Origin of the sequence: Mesorhizobium sp. M0676, from assembly GCF_040320535.1 — a bacterium.
Classification (GTDB): domain Bacteria; phylum Pseudomonadota; class Alphaproteobacteria; order Rhizobiales; family Rhizobiaceae; genus Mesorhizobium.
In genome coordinates this window covers 88,648-103,637 of sequence record NZ_JAMYPU010000012.1, presented here as the reverse complement: position 1 = coordinate 103,637, position 14,990 = coordinate 88,648, and the positions used below count along the sequence as shown (strand labels likewise).

Genomic DNA, 14,990 nt, shown 5'->3' with positions numbered 1-14,990 from the left:
TTCATGCCCAAGAAACAAGCATCTATTTTGCAACACACGCATGCAAAAAGGTACAGGCTGTGGTCTAACCCATGTCTAGGGGCCATAGGACCACGAAAACTTGCCAAATGAATGGCGCGACCGTGCGGTTGCCTTCGCAGAACCGCAAGTCGGGCTGATTCTCGCGCTCGCGGGCAAAAAGCCGAATGACGTTGAATCGGGCAGCAGGCGTTTATTTTTGCGGCAGCGGGATGGGAAGGGTCGGCCGGAAGAAGGGAGACCTGACATGCGGACACCCCAGGCGATCGCCGGCAGCGCGGTCTTCTTCATCGCCGCACCTTGTGTCGTGGCCGGGCTGGTGCCCTGGCTGCTGACGGACCGCTACCGTCTGCCGCTGTCGACGGTGCCCGGCTTCGTGCCGGCTGGCTCCATCCTAATCGTCGCGGCCATCGCCCTGCTCGTCCATTCCTTTGCCCGCTTCGCGCTCGAAGGCATGGGCACGCCGGCGCCTGTAGCACCCACCGAGAGACTGGTGATCGGCGGCGTCTACCGCCATGTCCGCAACCCGATGTACGTCGCCGTGCTGTCGATCATCCTCGGCCAGGCGTTGCTGTTTTCAAGCTGGAGCGTCGCTGCCTATGCCGCCATCGGCGCGATCGTCATGGGCTCTTTCGTCAGGTTCTATGAGGAGCCGACTCTCGCCCGCCGCTACGGTGGCGAATACGAGACCTACCGCCGCAATGTTCCCGGCTGGCTGCCACGGCTGACGCCTTGGCGGGGGTGACCAGCACCTCCCAAGGGCATGTTTAAAATGACCAGCTGCGCGCTTTGGCGATGATGAAGTCGCGGAAGACGTGCAGCTTGGCCTGGTTCTTCATTGCATCGGGATAGGCGAAATAGGTGTCGAAGGACGGCACCTCGGTCTCCGGCAAAAGCTGCACCAAATCCGATTCCTTGGAGATCACGTAGTCGGGCAGCATGGCGATGCCGGCGCCGCCCTGCACGGCGCGCTTGATCGACAAGATGTCGTTGATCTGCAGCGTCGGCACCCTTTGCCCACCGTCGAAATCGCCGATCGTTTCCAGCCAGTTCAGCTCCGACAGATGCGACGGCACCGGCACACCGAAAGTGACGATGCGATGGTTCTTCAGATCGGCGACCGAGGTCGGCTTGCCGTGCTTGCCGACATAGGACGGCGAGGCATAGAGGTGGAAATGCACGGTGAACAGGCGGCGCTGGATAAGGTCGGGCTGCTGCGGCTGGCGCAGCCGTATCGCGCAGTCGGCCTGGCGCATGGTGAGGTCGAGTTCCTCATTGGCCAGGATCAGCTGCAGGCTGATTTCCGGATAGAGCTCGATGAATTCCTGCACCCGCTCGGTCAGCCAGCCGGCGCCGAGCCCGACCGTGGTCGTTACCCTCAGCACGCCTGAGGGACGGTCCTTGGCCTCGGTCAGCTTCGACTTGATGGTCTCCAGCTTCATCAGCACGTCATGCGCCGTGCGGAACAGCATTTCGCCCTGCTCGGTCAGCACCAGGCCGCGGGCATGGCGATTGAACAGCGGCACCCCGACATCATGTTCGAGCGCGCTGACCTGGCGTGAAATCGCCGATTGCGACAGGTGCAAAGTCTCGGCGGCATGGGTAAACGACCCAGCCTCCGCCGCTGCGTGAAACACGCGAAGCTTGTCCCAGTCCAACGCCATTGAGTTCCCCTCGTTCTGTTTTTGGCGTCTGAATGAAAAATCAGGCTTTTGAACGGCTTGCGACGCCGTCTTGATAGATTTTATTCCGCCGCTTCGCGGTGCACCTCGATGCCGGCCAGGTATTTTTCCGCCTCGAGCGCGGCCATGCAGCCGAGCCCGGCGGCGGTCACCGCCTGACGGTAGATATCGTCGGTCACGTCACCGGCGGCGAACACGCCGGGCACATCGGTGCGGGTCGAATTCGGCGCCGTCCACAGATAGCCGTTCGGCTTCTGCTTCAGCTTGCCGACAAACAATTCCACCGCCGGCGCATGGCCGATCGCCACGAACACGCCGTCCACCTGGAGATGGCTGACCTCGCCGGTCATCGCATTTCTGAGCTTCAGCCCTTCGACCGAAGGCGGCAGCGGCGTCTTGCCGGGCCGGCCGGTGATCTCGTCGACGATCGTGTCCCAGATGACTCGGACATTGTCCTTTTTCAACAGCCGCTCACGCAGGATGCGCTCGGCGCGGAAATCGTTGCGCCGGTGGATGACGGTCACGCTCTTCGCCAGATTGGAGAGATAGAGCGCCTCCTCCACCGCCGAATTGCCGCCGCCGATGACAGCGACATCCTTGCCGCGATAGAAAAAACCATCGCAGGTGGCGCAGGCCGACACGCCGAAGCCCATGAAGGTTTGTTCGGTGGGGATGCCCAGCCACTTCGCCTGCGCACCGGTGGCGATGATCAGCGCATCGGCCGTGTAGGTGGTGCCGGAATCGCCCGTGGCGCGGAACGGCCGCACATTGAGGTCGACCTCGGTGATGATGTCGTTGACGATGTCAGTGCCGACATGCTCGGCCTGCTTCAGCATCTGCTCCATCAGCCACGGGCCCTGGATCGGATCGGCGAAGCCCGGATAGTTTTCGACATCGGTGGTGATCATCAGCTGGCCGCCCTGCTGCAGGCCGGCGACGAGCATCGGCTTCAGCATGGCGCGCGCGGCGTAGACCGCCGCCGTATAGCCGGCCGGGCCGGAACCGATGATAAGGACAGGCGCGTGCTTGGTGGTCATCTAAAGCCTCTGCGGGGCAGACAATCGAGTGTGCCTTGGAAAACGACGTGAAATGTTGCTGGTAATGTAAGGGTTGCCAACCACACCAGCAAGACGATCAGGCCGTCGTCCCCGGAAAGCTTCGGCCTACAGGCTTATTCGCGCAATGGCCGCTTTCGTTACGGTTGCGAAATCGCCCGACCAAAGGGCTGGCATCGACACAAAAGTCGTTTAAGGACGAGAGCGCGAAAGATTCTTGCGCTAAGCCGAGACCGCCATGCCCCTGAAAGCCGACCTCGATGCCATCGACTGGAAGATTCTGCGCGAGCTTCAGGCCGACGGGCGCATGACCAATGTCGAACTGTCGAGCCGTGTCGGCATTTCCGCCCCGCCCTGCCTGCGCCGTGTCCGGCGGCTGGAGGAAACCGGCATCATCAGAGGCTATCGCGCCTTGCTCAACGCGCCGGCGCTCGGCATGGATGTCGTCGCCTTCTGCCTGATCGGCCTGCATCACCAAGCCGACGCGGAGCTCAAAGCTTTCGCCGAGCGCACTCGCGGCTGGCCGATCGTGCGCGACGCCTGGATGGTCTCGGGCGAATCCGACTTCCTGCTGCATTGCGTGGCGAGTGATCTCGGCACCTTCCAGACCTTCGTCATCGAAGAACTGGCTTCGGCGCCGAATGTCGACACGGTGCGCACCGCGCTGACCATCCGCCGCGTCAAGGACGAAGGGCTGGTGGCGTTCAGCGCCCCATGATCGTCCTAGATTCGGGCGAGCGACTCGATAGCCCCCAAAAGCGCTACCAGATCATCGGGGTTGCGCAGCGGCAGAACCTCGAAGCCCGGCTCATTATTTCCCTCGCCATCCACCAGCCAGCCGCGCGGCAGGCCGGCACGTTGTCCGGCCTGCATATCCGCGGGCTTGTCGCCGACGATCAGCGAGCGTGTGAGATCGAGGCCGAGGCGCTGCTGGGCCTCGAGCAGCATGCCCGGATTGGGCTTGCGCATCGGGTGGTCGGCGACCGCCAGTGACCCGCTGCCCGCCTCGTGGTAGGCGCAGGCCAGAACCATGTCGACGAAGGCATCGCCGGCGGCAAGCAGCTCGAGAACCCGGCCGTTGACCGCGGCAAATTCCTTCCAGCCGAAATAGCCGCGCGCGATGCCGGACTGGTTGGTGACGATGACGACCGGGATGTTGCCCCGGTTGGCGGCGGCGATGACCGACACGATGCCGTCGCGCAGCACCATTTTGCCGGGATCGTCGGGATAACCCGTATCGACATTGATGGTGCCGTCGCGGTCGAAGAACAGCGCCGGCGTCCCAGCGAGAAAGGACTGCATACCCACCCGCTCAACCCACAGGCCGGGTTCAGCCAGCGGGTATGGACCGTAGGCCCCGGTGTCAGCCATTTGACAGACGGTCTTCCACCACCTCGCAGAGATAGTGGTAGAGGCAGAGATGTCCCTGCTGGATGATCGGCGTCGAGGTCGAGGGCACGTTGAGCAGGATGTCGGTGAGCGGCTTCAGCTTGCCGCCGGTGTCGCCGGTCAGGCTGATCACCGTCATGTCCATCATCCGTGCCTGTTCGGCGGCAGCCAGAATGCTCGGCGAATTGCCGCTGGTCGAAATGGCGAGCAGCACGCCACCGGCCGCGCCATGCGCCTCGACCTGGCGCGAAAACACCGTGTCGAAGCCGTAGTCGTTGCCCCAGGCGGTCAGCATCCCGGCGTTGGCCGGCAGCGCAATGACATTGTAGGCCTTGCGCTCCTTAAGGAAGCGGCCGACCAGTTCGGTGGCAATGTGGATGGCGTCGCTGGCCGAGCCGCCATTGCCGCAGACCAGCAGCGCCTTGCCCGAGGAAAGCGCGGCGACGACCGCACTCACAGCACGTTCCATCTCGGCGGTCAGGTCACGCTCGACTGTCGCGGTGATCGCGGCCGCCGAGCGGACCAGATAGTCATTCAGTCCGGGCATGAAATCCCTCAGTTGGTACCGCCGCCGGCGCGCAATTTGCCGATCGTGCCGGTGGTGCTCTTGCCGGCGACAAGGTCGACCAGGACGACGCGGCCTCCCGCCTTCTGCACCACATCGGCGCCGACAACGGTTTCGACGGTATAGTCGGCGCCCTTGACCAGAATGTCGGGCAGCAGCGCCTCGATCAGCGCCAGCGGCGTATCCTCTTCGAACACCACGACCGCATCGACCGAGGCCAGGGCGGCGAGCACGCAGGCACGATCATGCTGATCGTTGACCGGGCGCCCGGCGCCTTTCAGCCGACGCACCGAGGCATCGCTGTTGAGGCCGAGCACCAGCCGGTCGCACTGGCTGCGCGCCGCGTGCAGAAGACTGACATGGCCGGCATGCAATATGTCGAAACAGCCATTGGTGAAGCCGACGCTCAGGCCCTCGTCCTTCCACGCCGCTACCATGCGCGCGGCCGATGCGGCATCGAGGATGGCGTCCTTGTGGGCGGTCGGGCCGTGCGAGCGGAACAGCGCGCCGGTGAGTTCCTCCACGGTCAGCCGCGCGGTGCCGCGTTTGCCGACCACCACACCGCCGGCGGCATTGGCGATGGAGGCGGCCATGATGCGATCGGCGCCCGCGGCCAGAGCCAGCGCGAAGCTCGCGATGACCGTATCGCCGGCGCCCGAAACGTCGAACACTTCGCGCGCCTGGGTGGCGATGTGGCGCGCCTCATCCGCGCCGACGACGCTCATGCCCTTTTCGCTGCGGGTGGCGACGACGAAGTCGAAGCCATGTGCCGAAATCAGCTGGCGTGCCGCCGCGACGATCTCGTCGTCGGCGAAAACCGGGCGACCGACAGCTTCGCCAAGCTCCTTGCGGTTGGGCGTGATGGCGGTCGCGCCGGCATAGCGCGCATAGTCGCGGCCCTTGGGATCGACCAGCACCGGTTTTCCCGCCTCGCGGCAGATGGCGATCAGGTCGGCGGCGACGCCGTCGAGCAAGATGCCCTTGCCATAGTCGGACAGAATGACGATGTCGGCGCGCGTGAGTGCGGCGCGAAAATGCCGGACCAGGTCCGCCCGTTCCTTGTCGTCGAGCGGCTTGATCTCTTCCTCATCGAAGCGCAGCACCTGCTGATTGAGCGCGCTGAAGCGGCTCTTCGACGACGTCATGCGACCGCGCTCCTGCGCCATATCAGCCGTATCGGCGCCGAGTTCGCGCAGCATGCGCACCAGATTGTCGCCGGCCATATCGGTGCCGATCACCGATATGGGAATAGCGCTGGCACCCAGCGAGACGATGTTGGCGACAACGTTGCCTGCGCCGCCCATCGTCGAGGTCTCGCCGCGCCCGTGCAGCACCGGGATCGGCGCTTCCGGCGAGATGCGCTCGATGACGCCGTTGACGAAACGGTCGAGGATGAAGTCGCCGACCACCAGCACGGCAACGTCGCCAAAGCGGGCAATGGCGCGGTGCAAAGGTTCGGGCGAAGGCGGATTGTGCTTGATCATGTCACTGGCAATGCGAGGGAAAGGCCGACCTCAATCACGCTGAAAATTGTCAATTTACGGGCCGGATCGTTCATGGCGAAGCCGATATACCGCAAATCCGCGCAGCGCAACGTCAGGGCGGCCGTCAGCTCTTCTGCAACGCGACGTGGACGCCCAGTCCGACCAGCACCGCCCCGCCCGCCCTCTGCATGATGCGCTGCGCACGGCTGGAGCGCTTCAGCCGGGCGATCACCATGCCTGCCAGCAACACGCAGACAATATCTGCCGAAGAGAACATTAGATTGACGATGGTGCCCAGCACGACGAATTGCAGCCACACCGGGAAACCCGCCGAGGCATCGATGAACTGTGGCAGGAACGCCATGAAGAAGATCGCCGTCTTCGGATTGAGCACTTCGACGGTGATGCTCTCGAAAAATGCCCGGCGCGCCGATTTGCGCTCGATCGCCGGCAGCGCCGTATCACCGTCCCCGCGCTTGCGGAACAAGGACACGCCAAGCCAGATCAGATAGAGCGCGCCGATGAGCTTGACCGCCATGTAGAGCGGCGGCACCGCATGGAAGAGCACCGACAGCCCGGCGGCAGCCGCAAAGACATGGAAATAACCGCCAAGATGGATGCCAAGTGCCGCCGTCAGCCCCGACCAGCGCCCGCGCGCCATGGTCTGCGCGGCGGCATAGAGCATCGCCGGTCCTGGAATATAGGCAAAGATCGCCGTGGTGGCGAAAAACGCAATGAGCAGTTCGGTCGACGGCATTTTTTGTCCCCTAGCTTGCGGGCCTCGAATAAAGCGGGCCGCTCCGCGGTCTCACTATGGCGTCGTGGTGCTTCATCGACAGCCCGGCTGCCCTCCCTTATAAGGACCGGAAACGCAAGCAACCAGAGGCCTTCATGATCATCGTCACGGGCGGGGCCGGCATGATCGGCTCCAACATCGTCGCCGCACTCAATGCCGAAGGCCATGATGACATCCTCGTCGTCGACGACCTCACCGACGGCCACAAGATCGCCAACCTGGCCGATTTGCAGATAGCCGACTATCTCGACAAGGACGAATTCTTGGCCACCTTGGAAGCCGGCGACCTAGGCCGCGTCGAGGCCGTCTTCCACCAGGGCGCCTGCTCGACCACCACGGAATGGAACGGCAAGTTCATGATGGACGTGAACTACGCCTTCTCAAAGCGCTTGCTGCATGGCTGTCTTTCGCTGCGCATACCGTTCCTCTATGCCTCCTCGGCTTCCGTCTACGGCGGCGGTTCGGAGTTTCGCGAGGATCCCGCACTTGAGCGGCCGCTCAACGTCTACGCCTATTCGAAGAAACTATTCGACGACTATGTCAGGCGCACCGTGTTCGACACCGATCATTCGCAGGTCGCGGGCCTGCGCTACTTCAACGTCTATGGCCCGCGCGAGGCGCACAAGGGCGCCATGGCCTCGGTCGCCTTCCATCTGTTCAATCAGGTCGGGCGCGGCGAAAACCCAAAGCTGTTCGGCGCCCATGACGGCTTCGGCCCCGGCGAACAAAGCCGCGACTTCATTCACGTCGGCGATGTCGCCGACGTCAATCTGTGGCTGTGGAAGCGCGGCTCGAGCGGCATCTTCAACTGCGGCACCGGCCGCGCCCAGCCGTTCCGCGCCATTGCCGAGACCGTGATCGATACGCTGGGCCAGGGCGAGATCGAGTTCATCGAATTCCCCGATCACCTCAAGGGCAGCTACCAGAGTTTTACCCAGGCTGATATGTCCCGCTTGCGCGCAGCCGGCTATAATGGGCAATTCCGCAGCGTGGAAACTGGCGTCAGAGACTATGTCGAATGGCTGAAAGCCCAACGATCCTCGTGATCGGCCCACGCTGGGTGGGCGATATGGTCATGGCTCAGTGCCTGTTCTCGGCATTGAAGGAGCTCCATCCCAACGCCGCCATCGACGTGCTTGCCCCGGCCTGGGCGGCCCCGCTGGTCAAGCGCATGCCCGAGATTCGCCAGCAGATCGATTTCCCGCTGCAACCCGGCGCGCTTGAATTCATCATTCGCCGCCGCTTCGGCCGCCTGCTGCGCGGCCGCTACGACATGGCCTACGTCCTGCCGGGCAGCTGGAAATCGGCGCTGATCCCGTTCTTTGCCCGCATCCCCCGCCGCTTCGGCAATCTCCGGGAAATGCGCTACGGCCTGCTGACCGACATCGTGCCGCTGCCCGATGCCCTCAAACGGCGCACTGCGCAGGCCTATTTTGGCCTCGCCCAAGGCGGACATTTCCGGCCGCCGCGGCTCACCGTCGACGCCGGCAATCAGAAAGAGCTGCTCGCTCGCTTCGCAGTGCAGCCGGGAAAATTCGTCGCCATGATGCCCGGCGCCGAATTCGGTCCGGCCAAACGCTGGCCTAGCGAAAGCTATGCCGGCCTCGCCGGAGAGATGATGGCGAAAGGATTCAAGGTCGCGTTGTTCGGCTCGAAGAACGATCGCGACGTCACCGCCGAGATCGCAGCACTCGCGCCCGGTGTCGTCGATCTGGCAGGAAAGACACGGCTGGAGGACGCCATCGACCTGATAGCCGCGGCCAGGCTGGCGGTGTCCAACGACAGCGGGCTGATGCATGTCGCGGCCGCCGTCGGCACGCCGGTCGTTGCCGTCTACGGTTCGACCTCGCCGGAAAACACGCCGCCGTTGGCTGAACAGCGCGAACTGATCTGGTTGCATCTGTCCTGTTCGCCCTGCCATCGGAAGATCTGTCCGCTCGGCCACCTCAACTGCCTGAAGACGCTGGACGTTGCCCGAGTGGCAGCGGCGGCGGACAGGTTGCTGGAACTCCCGGCCGCCGCATGAAGGTGTTGATCGTCAAGACCTCCTCGATGGGCGACGTCATCCACACCTTCCCCGCCGTCGAAGATGCACGCCGCAAGCGCCCCGATATCGCCTTCGACTGGTGCGTCGAAGAGGCCTTTGCCGGCATCGTCGCGCTGCATCCGGCGATAGCAAAGATCCATACCGTCGCCATCCGGCGCTGGCGCAAGCATCTGTTCAACGCCGGCACATGGCGGGAGGCGACAAGCTTGCGCCGCGCTCTGCAAGCAGGCGAGTACGACCTCGTCATCGATGCGCAGGGGCTGCTGAAATCGGCCCTGGTGGCGAAACAGGCAGCGGCACCAATCGCAGGTTTCGACCGCGCAAGCGCGCGGGAGCCCTCGGCAACGTTGTTTTACCAGCGCAAATACGCCGTGCCGCGCAACCTGCACGCCATCGAACGCACGCGCCGGCTGTTCGGGCTGGCGCTCGGCTACGAGCCCGATCTTTCGGCGCTCGCATCCGGGATTGTGCCGCCTCCCGGCGGCCTGGCCGGCATTGACGGCAAGACGGCCTTCCTGCTGCACGGCACCAGCCGCGAGGACAAGAAATGGCCCGCCGAAGACTGGATCGAAACGGCTCGCCTGCTGGTTGGTAGCGGAATGACGCCGGTCACCACCTGGTCGAACGAGCGTGAGAAGGCGGTGGCCAAGGCGATCTCGAAAGCCGTGCCGTCAACGATCGTGGTGCCGAGATCGCCGCTGGCAGACATTGCCGCGATCCTTGGCCGCTCGACGCTGGTTATCGGCGCCGACACCGGTCTGACCCACCTCGCCAGCGCCTTCGGCCTGCCGACGGTCGCGGTGTTCCTGGCGACCGAGCCGGGTTTGACCGGCCCGCGCGGGCAATATGCCTCAACGCTGCTGGCCGCATCGGGGGAGCGCCTAACGCCGGCGAAGGTGGTGGCGGAAGCTGAGAAGCAGCTGGCGCTCAAATCACGAGCACCAGCCTAGAGCCTTTCAGAAGGATCTGAGGTGCTAGATAAATTGCACCTGGACGATCTCGTAACCCCTGGCGCCGCCGGGGGCGTTGACCTCGATGGCGTCGCCGACTTCCTTGCCGATCAGCGCGCGCGCGATCGGCGAGGAGATCGAAATACGGCCCGATTTCACATCCGCTTCCTGGTCGCCGACAATCTGGTAGGTCTTCTTTTCCTCGGTGTCCTCGTCGACCAGCACCACCGTGGCGCCGAACTTGACCTTGTCGCCGCTAAGCTTGGTGACGTCGATCACCTCGGCCCGAGCAATATAGTCTTCCAGTTCGTTGACACGGCCCTCATTGAGGCTCTGCGCCTCTTTGGCGGCATGATATTCGGCATTTTCGGACAGGTCGCCATGCGAGCGCGCTTCGGAGATCGCCTCGATGATACGCGGCCGCTCTTGCTGCTGGCGCCAGCGCAGTTCTTCCTTCAATGACGCGAACCCCTCGCCTGTCATCGGGACCTTGTTCATGATGCCTGACCTTTCCTGCCGCCACCCCCGCATTTCGGGGAAAGCCTTGTCGATGGGTATAAAAAGAAAACGGGTCCGGCAGCCTCGGGCTAACGGAACCGTTTCACCGCAATTTTCCCCAATATAGCGATCCTCGCGCGTTTTTCACGCTGAAAAAGCAGGCTTTTTGAAAAATCATGAGCCGACTTGCGCAATTGCCGTCACGGCATGTGCAGCGTGTTGCAGTTGCGACAACAAAAACCGGCTGCGATTGCTCGCAGCCGGCCCAGAGAAGCCGTTCGGGTGGGGTCAGCTTCTCATGAAATGGTAGATCTGTTCGGCCAGCATGCCGTATTCGCGCGAATCTTTGCCCGTCCGCTTCTCGATCTCGGCCAGCTGCGCCTGGGCGCCGGCCAGATCGCCGATCTGCAGATGGGCCTCGCCGAGATATTCGCGCACCAGCGTGTAATCCGGGTTGATGCGGAGCGCTTCCTCGTAATAGCCGAGGCCGACGGTGACACGGCCGGAATGGCGATGCGAATAGCCGAGATAGTTGAGGATGCGTGGATCCTGCTTGTTGGCGGCAAGGCTGAGCACGGCGATCGCCTCATCATAACGCCCGGCCATGGCCAGGTCGTGACCAGCATCGTAGATGTTGTCGTCGTCCAGCATGCCGTACTTCGGCGCGACGCATTTCTGCTTTTTCTTGTCCCAGACCTGCCCCTTCTTGCACTGGGTGGTGGTCTCGGTACCACCGCCACCGCCGCCGGCCGCAAACACCGGAACCGCAAAGAACTGCAGCGCGACAAGCGCCGCAGCCGCCTGGATCAACACTCTTTTATGCATCGAAGCCTCCTTGAGGGGATAATGACAAGCTTGAGGGAAAATGACGATAATGAAAAGCTAACGCCGGGATGCAGACTTTTCATCCCGGAAACCCGCAGCCGCCGAAACTATTTGTGCGCCATGCCTAACTTGAATTCGGTCAAAGGCGGGAGCCAAGGATCAGAACATGACGTGACGCGCGCTGCAAATCCGCTATCATTCGGGAAATGATCAGCGGGGGTGCCGAGTGCAACAGCGCCGTGAGCGGGAATGGGAGCTATCGATCGGCCCGGACACCGTGCGCCTGTTCATTCTCAAGGCAAAGGGACTGAGTGCTGCCGTCAACGAAGACTATGCCGACGGTGCCGAGCATGAGGTCGAGCTCGATGGTGAATCACATGCCAATCACCACCATGACGGTCTGGCGGAGGAAAGCGCGGAAGACCTCACCGAGGAAGAGCTGCGCGAGCTGATCAACGACCTCAACGTCGACGAAGCGGCCGAGTTGATCGCGCTGGCCTGGGTCGGCCGCGGCGACTATGACGCTGCGGAATGGTCCGATGCGGTTGCCGCCGCGCGCGACCGCGCCAACAAGCGCACGGCGAAATACCTGCTCGGCATGCCGCTTTTGGCCGACTGGCTGGAAGAAGGGCTGGAAGCGATTGGCGCGTAACGACGTCGTTACCGTTCGTGATGGGCCGCAGGCAACCTCCGGGCGTTCGCGCCGTTGAGGACGATGGGGTCTGTTGTACTTTCCCGAATATGCAGGGTTGCACTGGTCATGGTCGTCACGGCTCTGCTGCTGACGCCCCTGCTGACGCAAGCCGACGCCAAACAGCGCAAGAAGCATTACACGCCGCTGTCACAGCGGTTGGAGCAGTTGTTTTCACCGCGGGTCGACTCGCATCCTAAGCCGCGCAGCAAACACCGCCAGAAGCCCAGGCCACAGCGGCACATCAGGCCAAAGCAGGTGGAACAAAAGACCCCGGATAAAGAGCCCTCGCCCGCCGATGTTCCGGTGCAGCCCTCGCGCGTTGTCCCGCTGCCCGAGGCGCGTCCTTCAGAGGCGCCGAAGACCGGCGCGGCACCGATCGAAAAGCAAAAGGCCGAAGGTCCGAACCCCCTTGGCGCGCCCAACCGGTCCAATGACGATCGATTCAACGAAGAAAAGTCCCGTTTTAAAAAGCAGGCGCGGCCCGGACCGTCAGCCCCGAAGCCGTCGACCGATAAGCAAAGCGAGCCCGAGCCGCCGGCCGCGGTGCCGATTCCGACACAAAAGCCAGACACTCCGGAACCTGAAGCTCAGCCGCCGGCCGTTGCTCCGCAGCCACCTGAAAAACCCGATGCCGGCGACAAGAAGATGCTGCCTGATGCGCGCTCGGCCGATGTGCCCGATGAAAAAATGCCGGCGGCGGAAGTCGCCTGTCGCGAGCGGCTGACGGCCCTTGGTGTCGAATTCGAGGAGCATAAGGCGGAAAGCAATCCCGACATCGGCTGCTCGATCCCCTATCCCCTGCTGCTGAAGTCGCTCGGAAAATCCATCGCCATCGGCCCCGCGACCGAACTCAACTGCCCGATGGCCGAGGCGGCAGCCCGCTTTGCCGCCGAAATCATACAGCCGGCGGCGAAAGCCGAGTTCGGAGCCGACCTGAAATCGATCAACCAGGCATCGGCCTTTGTCTGCCGGCCGCGCAACGGCACGCGCCATCTGTCGGAACATGCCTTCGGCAACGCGCTCGATATTGCCAGCTTCACGTTGTCGGATGGCAGAAAGGTCGAAGTCGGTCCAACGCCGCCCGAGAAGGACGGCAAATTCCTCAATGCGGTGCGCAAGGCCGCCTGCGGACCGTTCAAGACCGTGCTTGGACCGGGCGCGGACCCGGACCATTCCCTGCATTTCCATCTCGATCTCGAACCGCGCCGGAATGGTGGCACTTTCTGCCAGTGATGGCCCTTCAGTGATCGTCACCGGTGATGGTCTGGCTGCCGCATTTCGGCCGCAGGCATGAACGGGAACGCTGAGTTTTCCTTTACCCTTGATCGTTAAAATCCCACCGATCAAGGACAGGATTCCGCCCATGGCCGCAATATTTCGCGCCGCGAAGGCAAAAAGCGCAGCGATACTGGCCGCCGGTCTTGCGCTGGCCGCCGTTTCGGCTTGCAACACTGGCAGCGTGCTGTCGCTGCAGCCGGCCGTCGATGTCGGCTCGCAGACCGCGGCCGTGCCGCAATATGAAGGCATGCAGAAGCTCGTCCCGTCCAATCCCTATATGACTGCCGCCTATCCGCACATGGACGAGCCGATGTCGGAGTCGGAGCCGCAGCAGATGCCGGCCAGCGAAACCGATTGCCGTGGCGAGCTGAAGCGGCTTCGCGTCGTCTACACCGATGTCCAGCCGATCCATGAGGGACAGTGCGGCATAGACTGGCCGGTCAAGGTCTCCGCCATCGGCGGCATCCAGATGAAGCCCGCCGCGACATTGACCTGCGACATGGCCGCAAGTTTCGCCGCCTGGACCAGCAACGAACTGGTTCCTTCCGCCCGCTGGCGCTATTTCTCGGGCGTCAAGACCATCCACCAGGGCTCGAGCTATTCCTGCCGCAACATCGCCGGCGAAGGTGTCCTGTCCGAGCACGGCAAGGGCAACGCCCTCGACGTCATGAGCATCGAGCTCAACAACGGCGACGACATCGATGTGCGCAAGCCCGGCCTGTTTGCCTTCCGCACCCGCGGCTTCCTCAACAATGTGCGCGCCGACGGCTGCCAGTATTTCACCACCGTGCTCGGTCCCGGCTACAATTACGATCACCGCAACCATTTCCATTTCGACATCAAGAACCGCAAAAGCGGCTACCGCGCCTGCCGCTAAAGCGTTCACCGTTCAGAAATCAGTCGGGATTGGCGTTCCCGGTGGAAGCGATGATTTGCTCGGCCACCAGATCCTGAATGCGCCAAAGGTTCCTGTCGCGGATACCGCTCTCTTCCAACTTGCTGACGGTTCGGAACAGGTATTGAGCCGACGAGCCCCAATGCCCGGCAGCCCGCGCCAGCGTGTCGGCAACCTGCTCCAATGGCAGCCGGCCCGCATAGGCCCTGCCGTCTGGCGCGGCACGAAAGCCAAGGCCCGCAACGGCCCATCCTTGGTCTTGACCTTGATCCAGCATGGCACGTTAGTCGGCGGGTTGGCATCGATCTCGCGGCGCATCAACTGGCCAAGTTGCCCGAAATGGTCTTCCGCGGGCAGCCGATAGACGATGCCGTTGCAGCTGCCGCCTCGATCGAGCGCCAGCATCAGCGCCGGCAAATCACGGGTTCCGCGCCAACGGGTCAGCGTCAGGCAGAACGAGCGGTGCCATCCTGGCGCCGTGGCCGGGCGCTGCTCGACATGGGCAAATTCGGGGTTCCAGATCAGCGACCCGTAGGCAAAGACCCATAGCGCTTCAGGCCGATGCTCCGACAGAAGTTGCTCGACAAGACTATCGAACTCCGCGTCCGTATGCTCGGTTGTTCCGGGCTCGGGACCCGTATCCGGTTCGACACGCTCGACCCTTGCGACAAGGTCCGCGGTCAATGCCATCGAGCTGCGACCCACCGGCTTCTTATCCATTCCTGCTCACCCCACGCAAAAACGATGGCCGACGATAGAACGGCTGCTCGCCGCTGGCCATTGATTTCCAGGGTCCGTCAGGCACAGATACCGC

16 protein-coding genes and 1 pseudogene are annotated in these 14,990 nt (G+C 63.1%); 8 read left to right on the top strand and 9 right to left on the bottom strand.

What is annotated here, in order from left to right; translation table 11 throughout:
- Positions 1-265 precede the first annotated feature (265 nt).
- On the top strand, positions 266-763 hold the full coding sequence (locus tag NKI35_RS15560) for a methyltransferase family protein (RefSeq protein WP_023671969.1): 498 nt from the start codon (positions 266-268) through the stop codon (positions 761-763).
- Between the two features lie 22 nt (positions 764-785).
- Here NKI35_RS15560 and NKI35_RS15555 read toward each other — a convergent pair whose 3' ends face one another.
- Together NKI35_RS15555 and trxB are read right to left on the bottom strand one after the other, a co-directional pair.
- Entirely contained in the window at positions 786-1,682 is an 897-nt protein-coding gene (locus tag NKI35_RS15555) for a LysR family transcriptional regulator (RefSeq protein ID WP_023671970.1), read from the bottom strand.
- A gap of 80 nt (positions 1,683-1,762) precedes the next feature.
- A complete protein-coding gene (trxB, locus tag NKI35_RS15550; protein ID WP_023671971.1) occupies positions 1,763-2,737 on the bottom strand; it encodes a thioredoxin-disulfide reductase in 975 nt (324 codons plus the stop codon).
- 256 nt (positions 2,738-2,993) lie between these two features.
- Between trxB and NKI35_RS15545 the strand changes: the two genes are divergently transcribed.
- Entirely contained in the window at positions 2,994-3,473 is a 480-nt protein-coding gene (locus tag NKI35_RS15545) for an Lrp/AsnC family transcriptional regulator (RefSeq protein ID WP_023713930.1), read from the top strand.
- A 5-nt stretch (positions 3,474-3,478) separates the two neighbouring features.
- On the opposite strand, the gene NKI35_RS15540 is transcribed toward NKI35_RS15545, so the two are convergent.
- The 4 genes from NKI35_RS15540 to NKI35_RS15525 form a co-directional block, all read right to left on the bottom strand.
- The gene (locus NKI35_RS15540) at positions 3,479-4,126 is read right to left on the bottom strand and encodes a D-glycero-alpha-D-manno-heptose-1,7-bisphosphate 7-phosphatase (protein WP_023683759.1); all 648 of its coding nucleotides are present in this window, start codon (positions 4,124-4,126) and stop codon (positions 3,479-3,481) included.
- The gene (locus NKI35_RS15535) at positions 4,119-4,691 is read right to left on the bottom strand and encodes a D-sedoheptulose-7-phosphate isomerase (RefSeq protein WP_023683758.1); all 573 of its coding nucleotides are present in this window, start codon (positions 4,689-4,691) and stop codon (positions 4,119-4,121) included. Before NKI35_RS15535 ends, NKI35_RS15540 begins: the two co-directional genes overlap by 8 nt.
- Positions 4,692-4,699: 8 nt before the next feature.
- A complete protein-coding gene (gene rfaE1, locus NKI35_RS15530) occupies positions 4,700-6,193 on the bottom strand; it encodes a D-glycero-beta-D-manno-heptose-7-phosphate kinase (RefSeq protein ID WP_023683757.1) in 1,494 nt (497 codons plus the stop codon).
- 124 nt (positions 6,194-6,317) lie between these two features.
- Positions 6,318-6,950: a LysE family translocator gene (locus NKI35_RS15525; RefSeq protein WP_023671977.1), complete on the bottom strand. Its 633-nt coding sequence runs from the start codon at positions 6,948-6,950 to the stop codon at positions 6,318-6,320.
- 134 nt (positions 6,951-7,084) lie between these two features.
- On the opposite strand from NKI35_RS15525, the gene rfaD reads away from it, so the two are divergent.
- From rfaD to waaC, 3 genes are read left to right on the top strand one after another with little or no spacing between them, the layout of a single operon-like run.
- The gene (rfaD, locus tag NKI35_RS15520) at positions 7,085-8,035 is read left to right on the top strand and encodes an ADP-glyceromanno-heptose 6-epimerase (protein WP_023683756.1); all 951 of its coding nucleotides are present in this window, start codon (positions 7,085-7,087) and stop codon (positions 8,033-8,035) included.
- Positions 8,008-9,015, top strand: a complete 1,008-nt coding sequence (waaF, locus tag NKI35_RS15515) for a lipopolysaccharide heptosyltransferase II (protein WP_023711172.1) — start codon at positions 8,008-8,010, stop codon at positions 9,013-9,015. Before rfaD ends, waaF begins: the two co-directional genes overlap by 28 nt.
- Positions 9,012-9,986, top strand: coding sequence for a lipopolysaccharide heptosyltransferase I (gene waaC, locus NKI35_RS15510; protein WP_023711171.1), 975 nt, complete (start codon positions 9,012-9,014; stop codon positions 9,984-9,986). The genes waaF and waaC overlap by 4 nt, the downstream gene beginning before the upstream one ends.
- Before the next feature lie 24 nt (positions 9,987-10,010).
- On the opposite strand, the gene greA is transcribed toward waaC, so the two are convergent.
- Together greA and NKI35_RS15500 are read right to left on the bottom strand one after the other, a co-directional pair.
- On the bottom strand, positions 10,011-10,484 hold the full coding sequence (gene greA / locus NKI35_RS15505) for a transcription elongation factor GreA (protein WP_023683753.1): 474 nt from the start codon (positions 10,482-10,484) through the stop codon (positions 10,011-10,013).
- 288 nt (positions 10,485-10,772) lie between these two features.
- Positions 10,773-11,309, bottom strand: coding sequence for a tetratricopeptide repeat protein (locus NKI35_RS15500; protein ID WP_023683752.1), 537 nt, complete (start codon positions 11,307-11,309; stop codon positions 10,773-10,775).
- A 226-nt stretch (positions 11,310-11,535) separates the two neighbouring features.
- Here NKI35_RS15500 and NKI35_RS15495 point away from each other — a divergent pair, with 226 nt between their 5' ends.
- The 3 genes from NKI35_RS15495 to NKI35_RS15485 all read left to right on the top strand — a co-directional run bounded on the left by NKI35_RS15495 (position 11,536) and on the right by NKI35_RS15485 (position 14,158).
- Positions 11,536-11,961 carry a DUF3775 domain-containing protein gene (locus NKI35_RS15495; protein ID WP_023683751.1) on the top strand — a complete coding sequence of 142 codons (426 nt, stop codon included), beginning with the start codon at positions 11,536-11,538 and terminating at the stop codon, positions 11,959-11,961.
- A 198-nt stretch (positions 11,962-12,159) separates the two neighbouring features.
- On the top strand, positions 12,160-13,236 hold the full coding sequence (locus NKI35_RS15490; protein ID WP_352740807.1) for an extensin-like domain-containing protein: 1,077 nt from the start codon (positions 12,160-12,162) through the stop codon (positions 13,234-13,236).
- Between the two features lie 130 nt (positions 13,237-13,366).
- Positions 13,367-14,158 (top strand): extensin-like domain-containing protein, encoded by a 792-nt coding sequence (locus tag NKI35_RS15485; protein WP_023695766.1) that lies wholly within the window; start codon positions 13,367-13,369, stop codon positions 14,156-14,158.
- 19 nt (positions 14,159-14,177) lie between these two features.
- Here the strand turns inward: NKI35_RS15485 and NKI35_RS15480 are convergent.
- Positions 14,178-14,896: pseudogene (locus NKI35_RS15480) on the bottom strand (gamma-glutamylcyclotransferase).
- Positions 14,897-14,990: the final 94 nt, after the last annotated feature.

Excerpts from the sequence above, each read along its gene's own strand:
- NKI35_RS15560 (WP_023671969.1), top strand. The coding sequence starts at position 266 with ATGCGGACACCCCAGGCGATCGCCGGCAGCGCGGTCTTCTTCATCGCC.
- NKI35_RS15555 (WP_023671970.1), bottom strand. The coding sequence starts at position 1,682 with ATGGCGTTGGACTGGGACAAGCTTCGCGTGTTTCACGCAGCGGCGGAG.
- trxB (WP_023671971.1), bottom strand. The coding sequence starts at position 2,737 with ATGACCACCAAGCACGCGCCTGTCCTTATCATCGGTTCCGGCCCGGCC.
- NKI35_RS15545 (WP_023713930.1), top strand. The coding sequence starts at position 2,994 with ATGCCCCTGAAAGCCGACCTCGATGCCATCGACTGGAAGATTCTGCGC.
- NKI35_RS15540 (WP_023683759.1), bottom strand. The coding sequence starts at position 4,126 with ATGGCTGACACCGGGGCCTACGGTCCATACCCGCTGGCTGAACCCGGC.
- NKI35_RS15535 (WP_023683758.1), bottom strand. The coding sequence starts at position 4,691 with ATGCCCGGACTGAATGACTATCTGGTCCGCTCGGCGGCCGCGATCACC.
- rfaE1 (WP_023683757.1), bottom strand. The coding sequence starts at position 6,193 with ATGATCAAGCACAATCCGCCTTCGCCCGAACCTTTGCACCGCGCCATT.
- NKI35_RS15525 (WP_023671977.1), bottom strand. The coding sequence starts at position 6,950 with ATGCCGTCGACCGAACTGCTCATTGCGTTTTTCGCCACCACGGCGATC.
- rfaD (WP_023683756.1), top strand. The coding sequence starts at position 7,085 with ATGATCATCGTCACGGGCGGGGCCGGCATGATCGGCTCCAACATCGTC.
- waaF (WP_023711172.1), top strand. The coding sequence starts at position 8,008 with ATGGCTGAAAGCCCAACGATCCTCGTGATCGGCCCACGCTGGGTGGGC.
- waaC (WP_023711171.1), top strand. The coding sequence starts at position 9,012 with ATGAAGGTGTTGATCGTCAAGACCTCCTCGATGGGCGACGTCATCCAC.
- greA (WP_023683753.1), bottom strand. The coding sequence starts at position 10,484 with ATGAACAAGGTCCCGATGACAGGCGAGGGGTTCGCGTCATTGAAGGAA.
- NKI35_RS15500 (WP_023683752.1), bottom strand. The coding sequence starts at position 11,309 with ATGCATAAAAGAGTGTTGATCCAGGCGGCTGCGGCGCTTGTCGCGCTG.
- NKI35_RS15485 (WP_023695766.1), top strand. The coding sequence starts at position 13,367 with ATGGCCGCAATATTTCGCGCCGCGAAGGCAAAAAGCGCAGCGATACTG.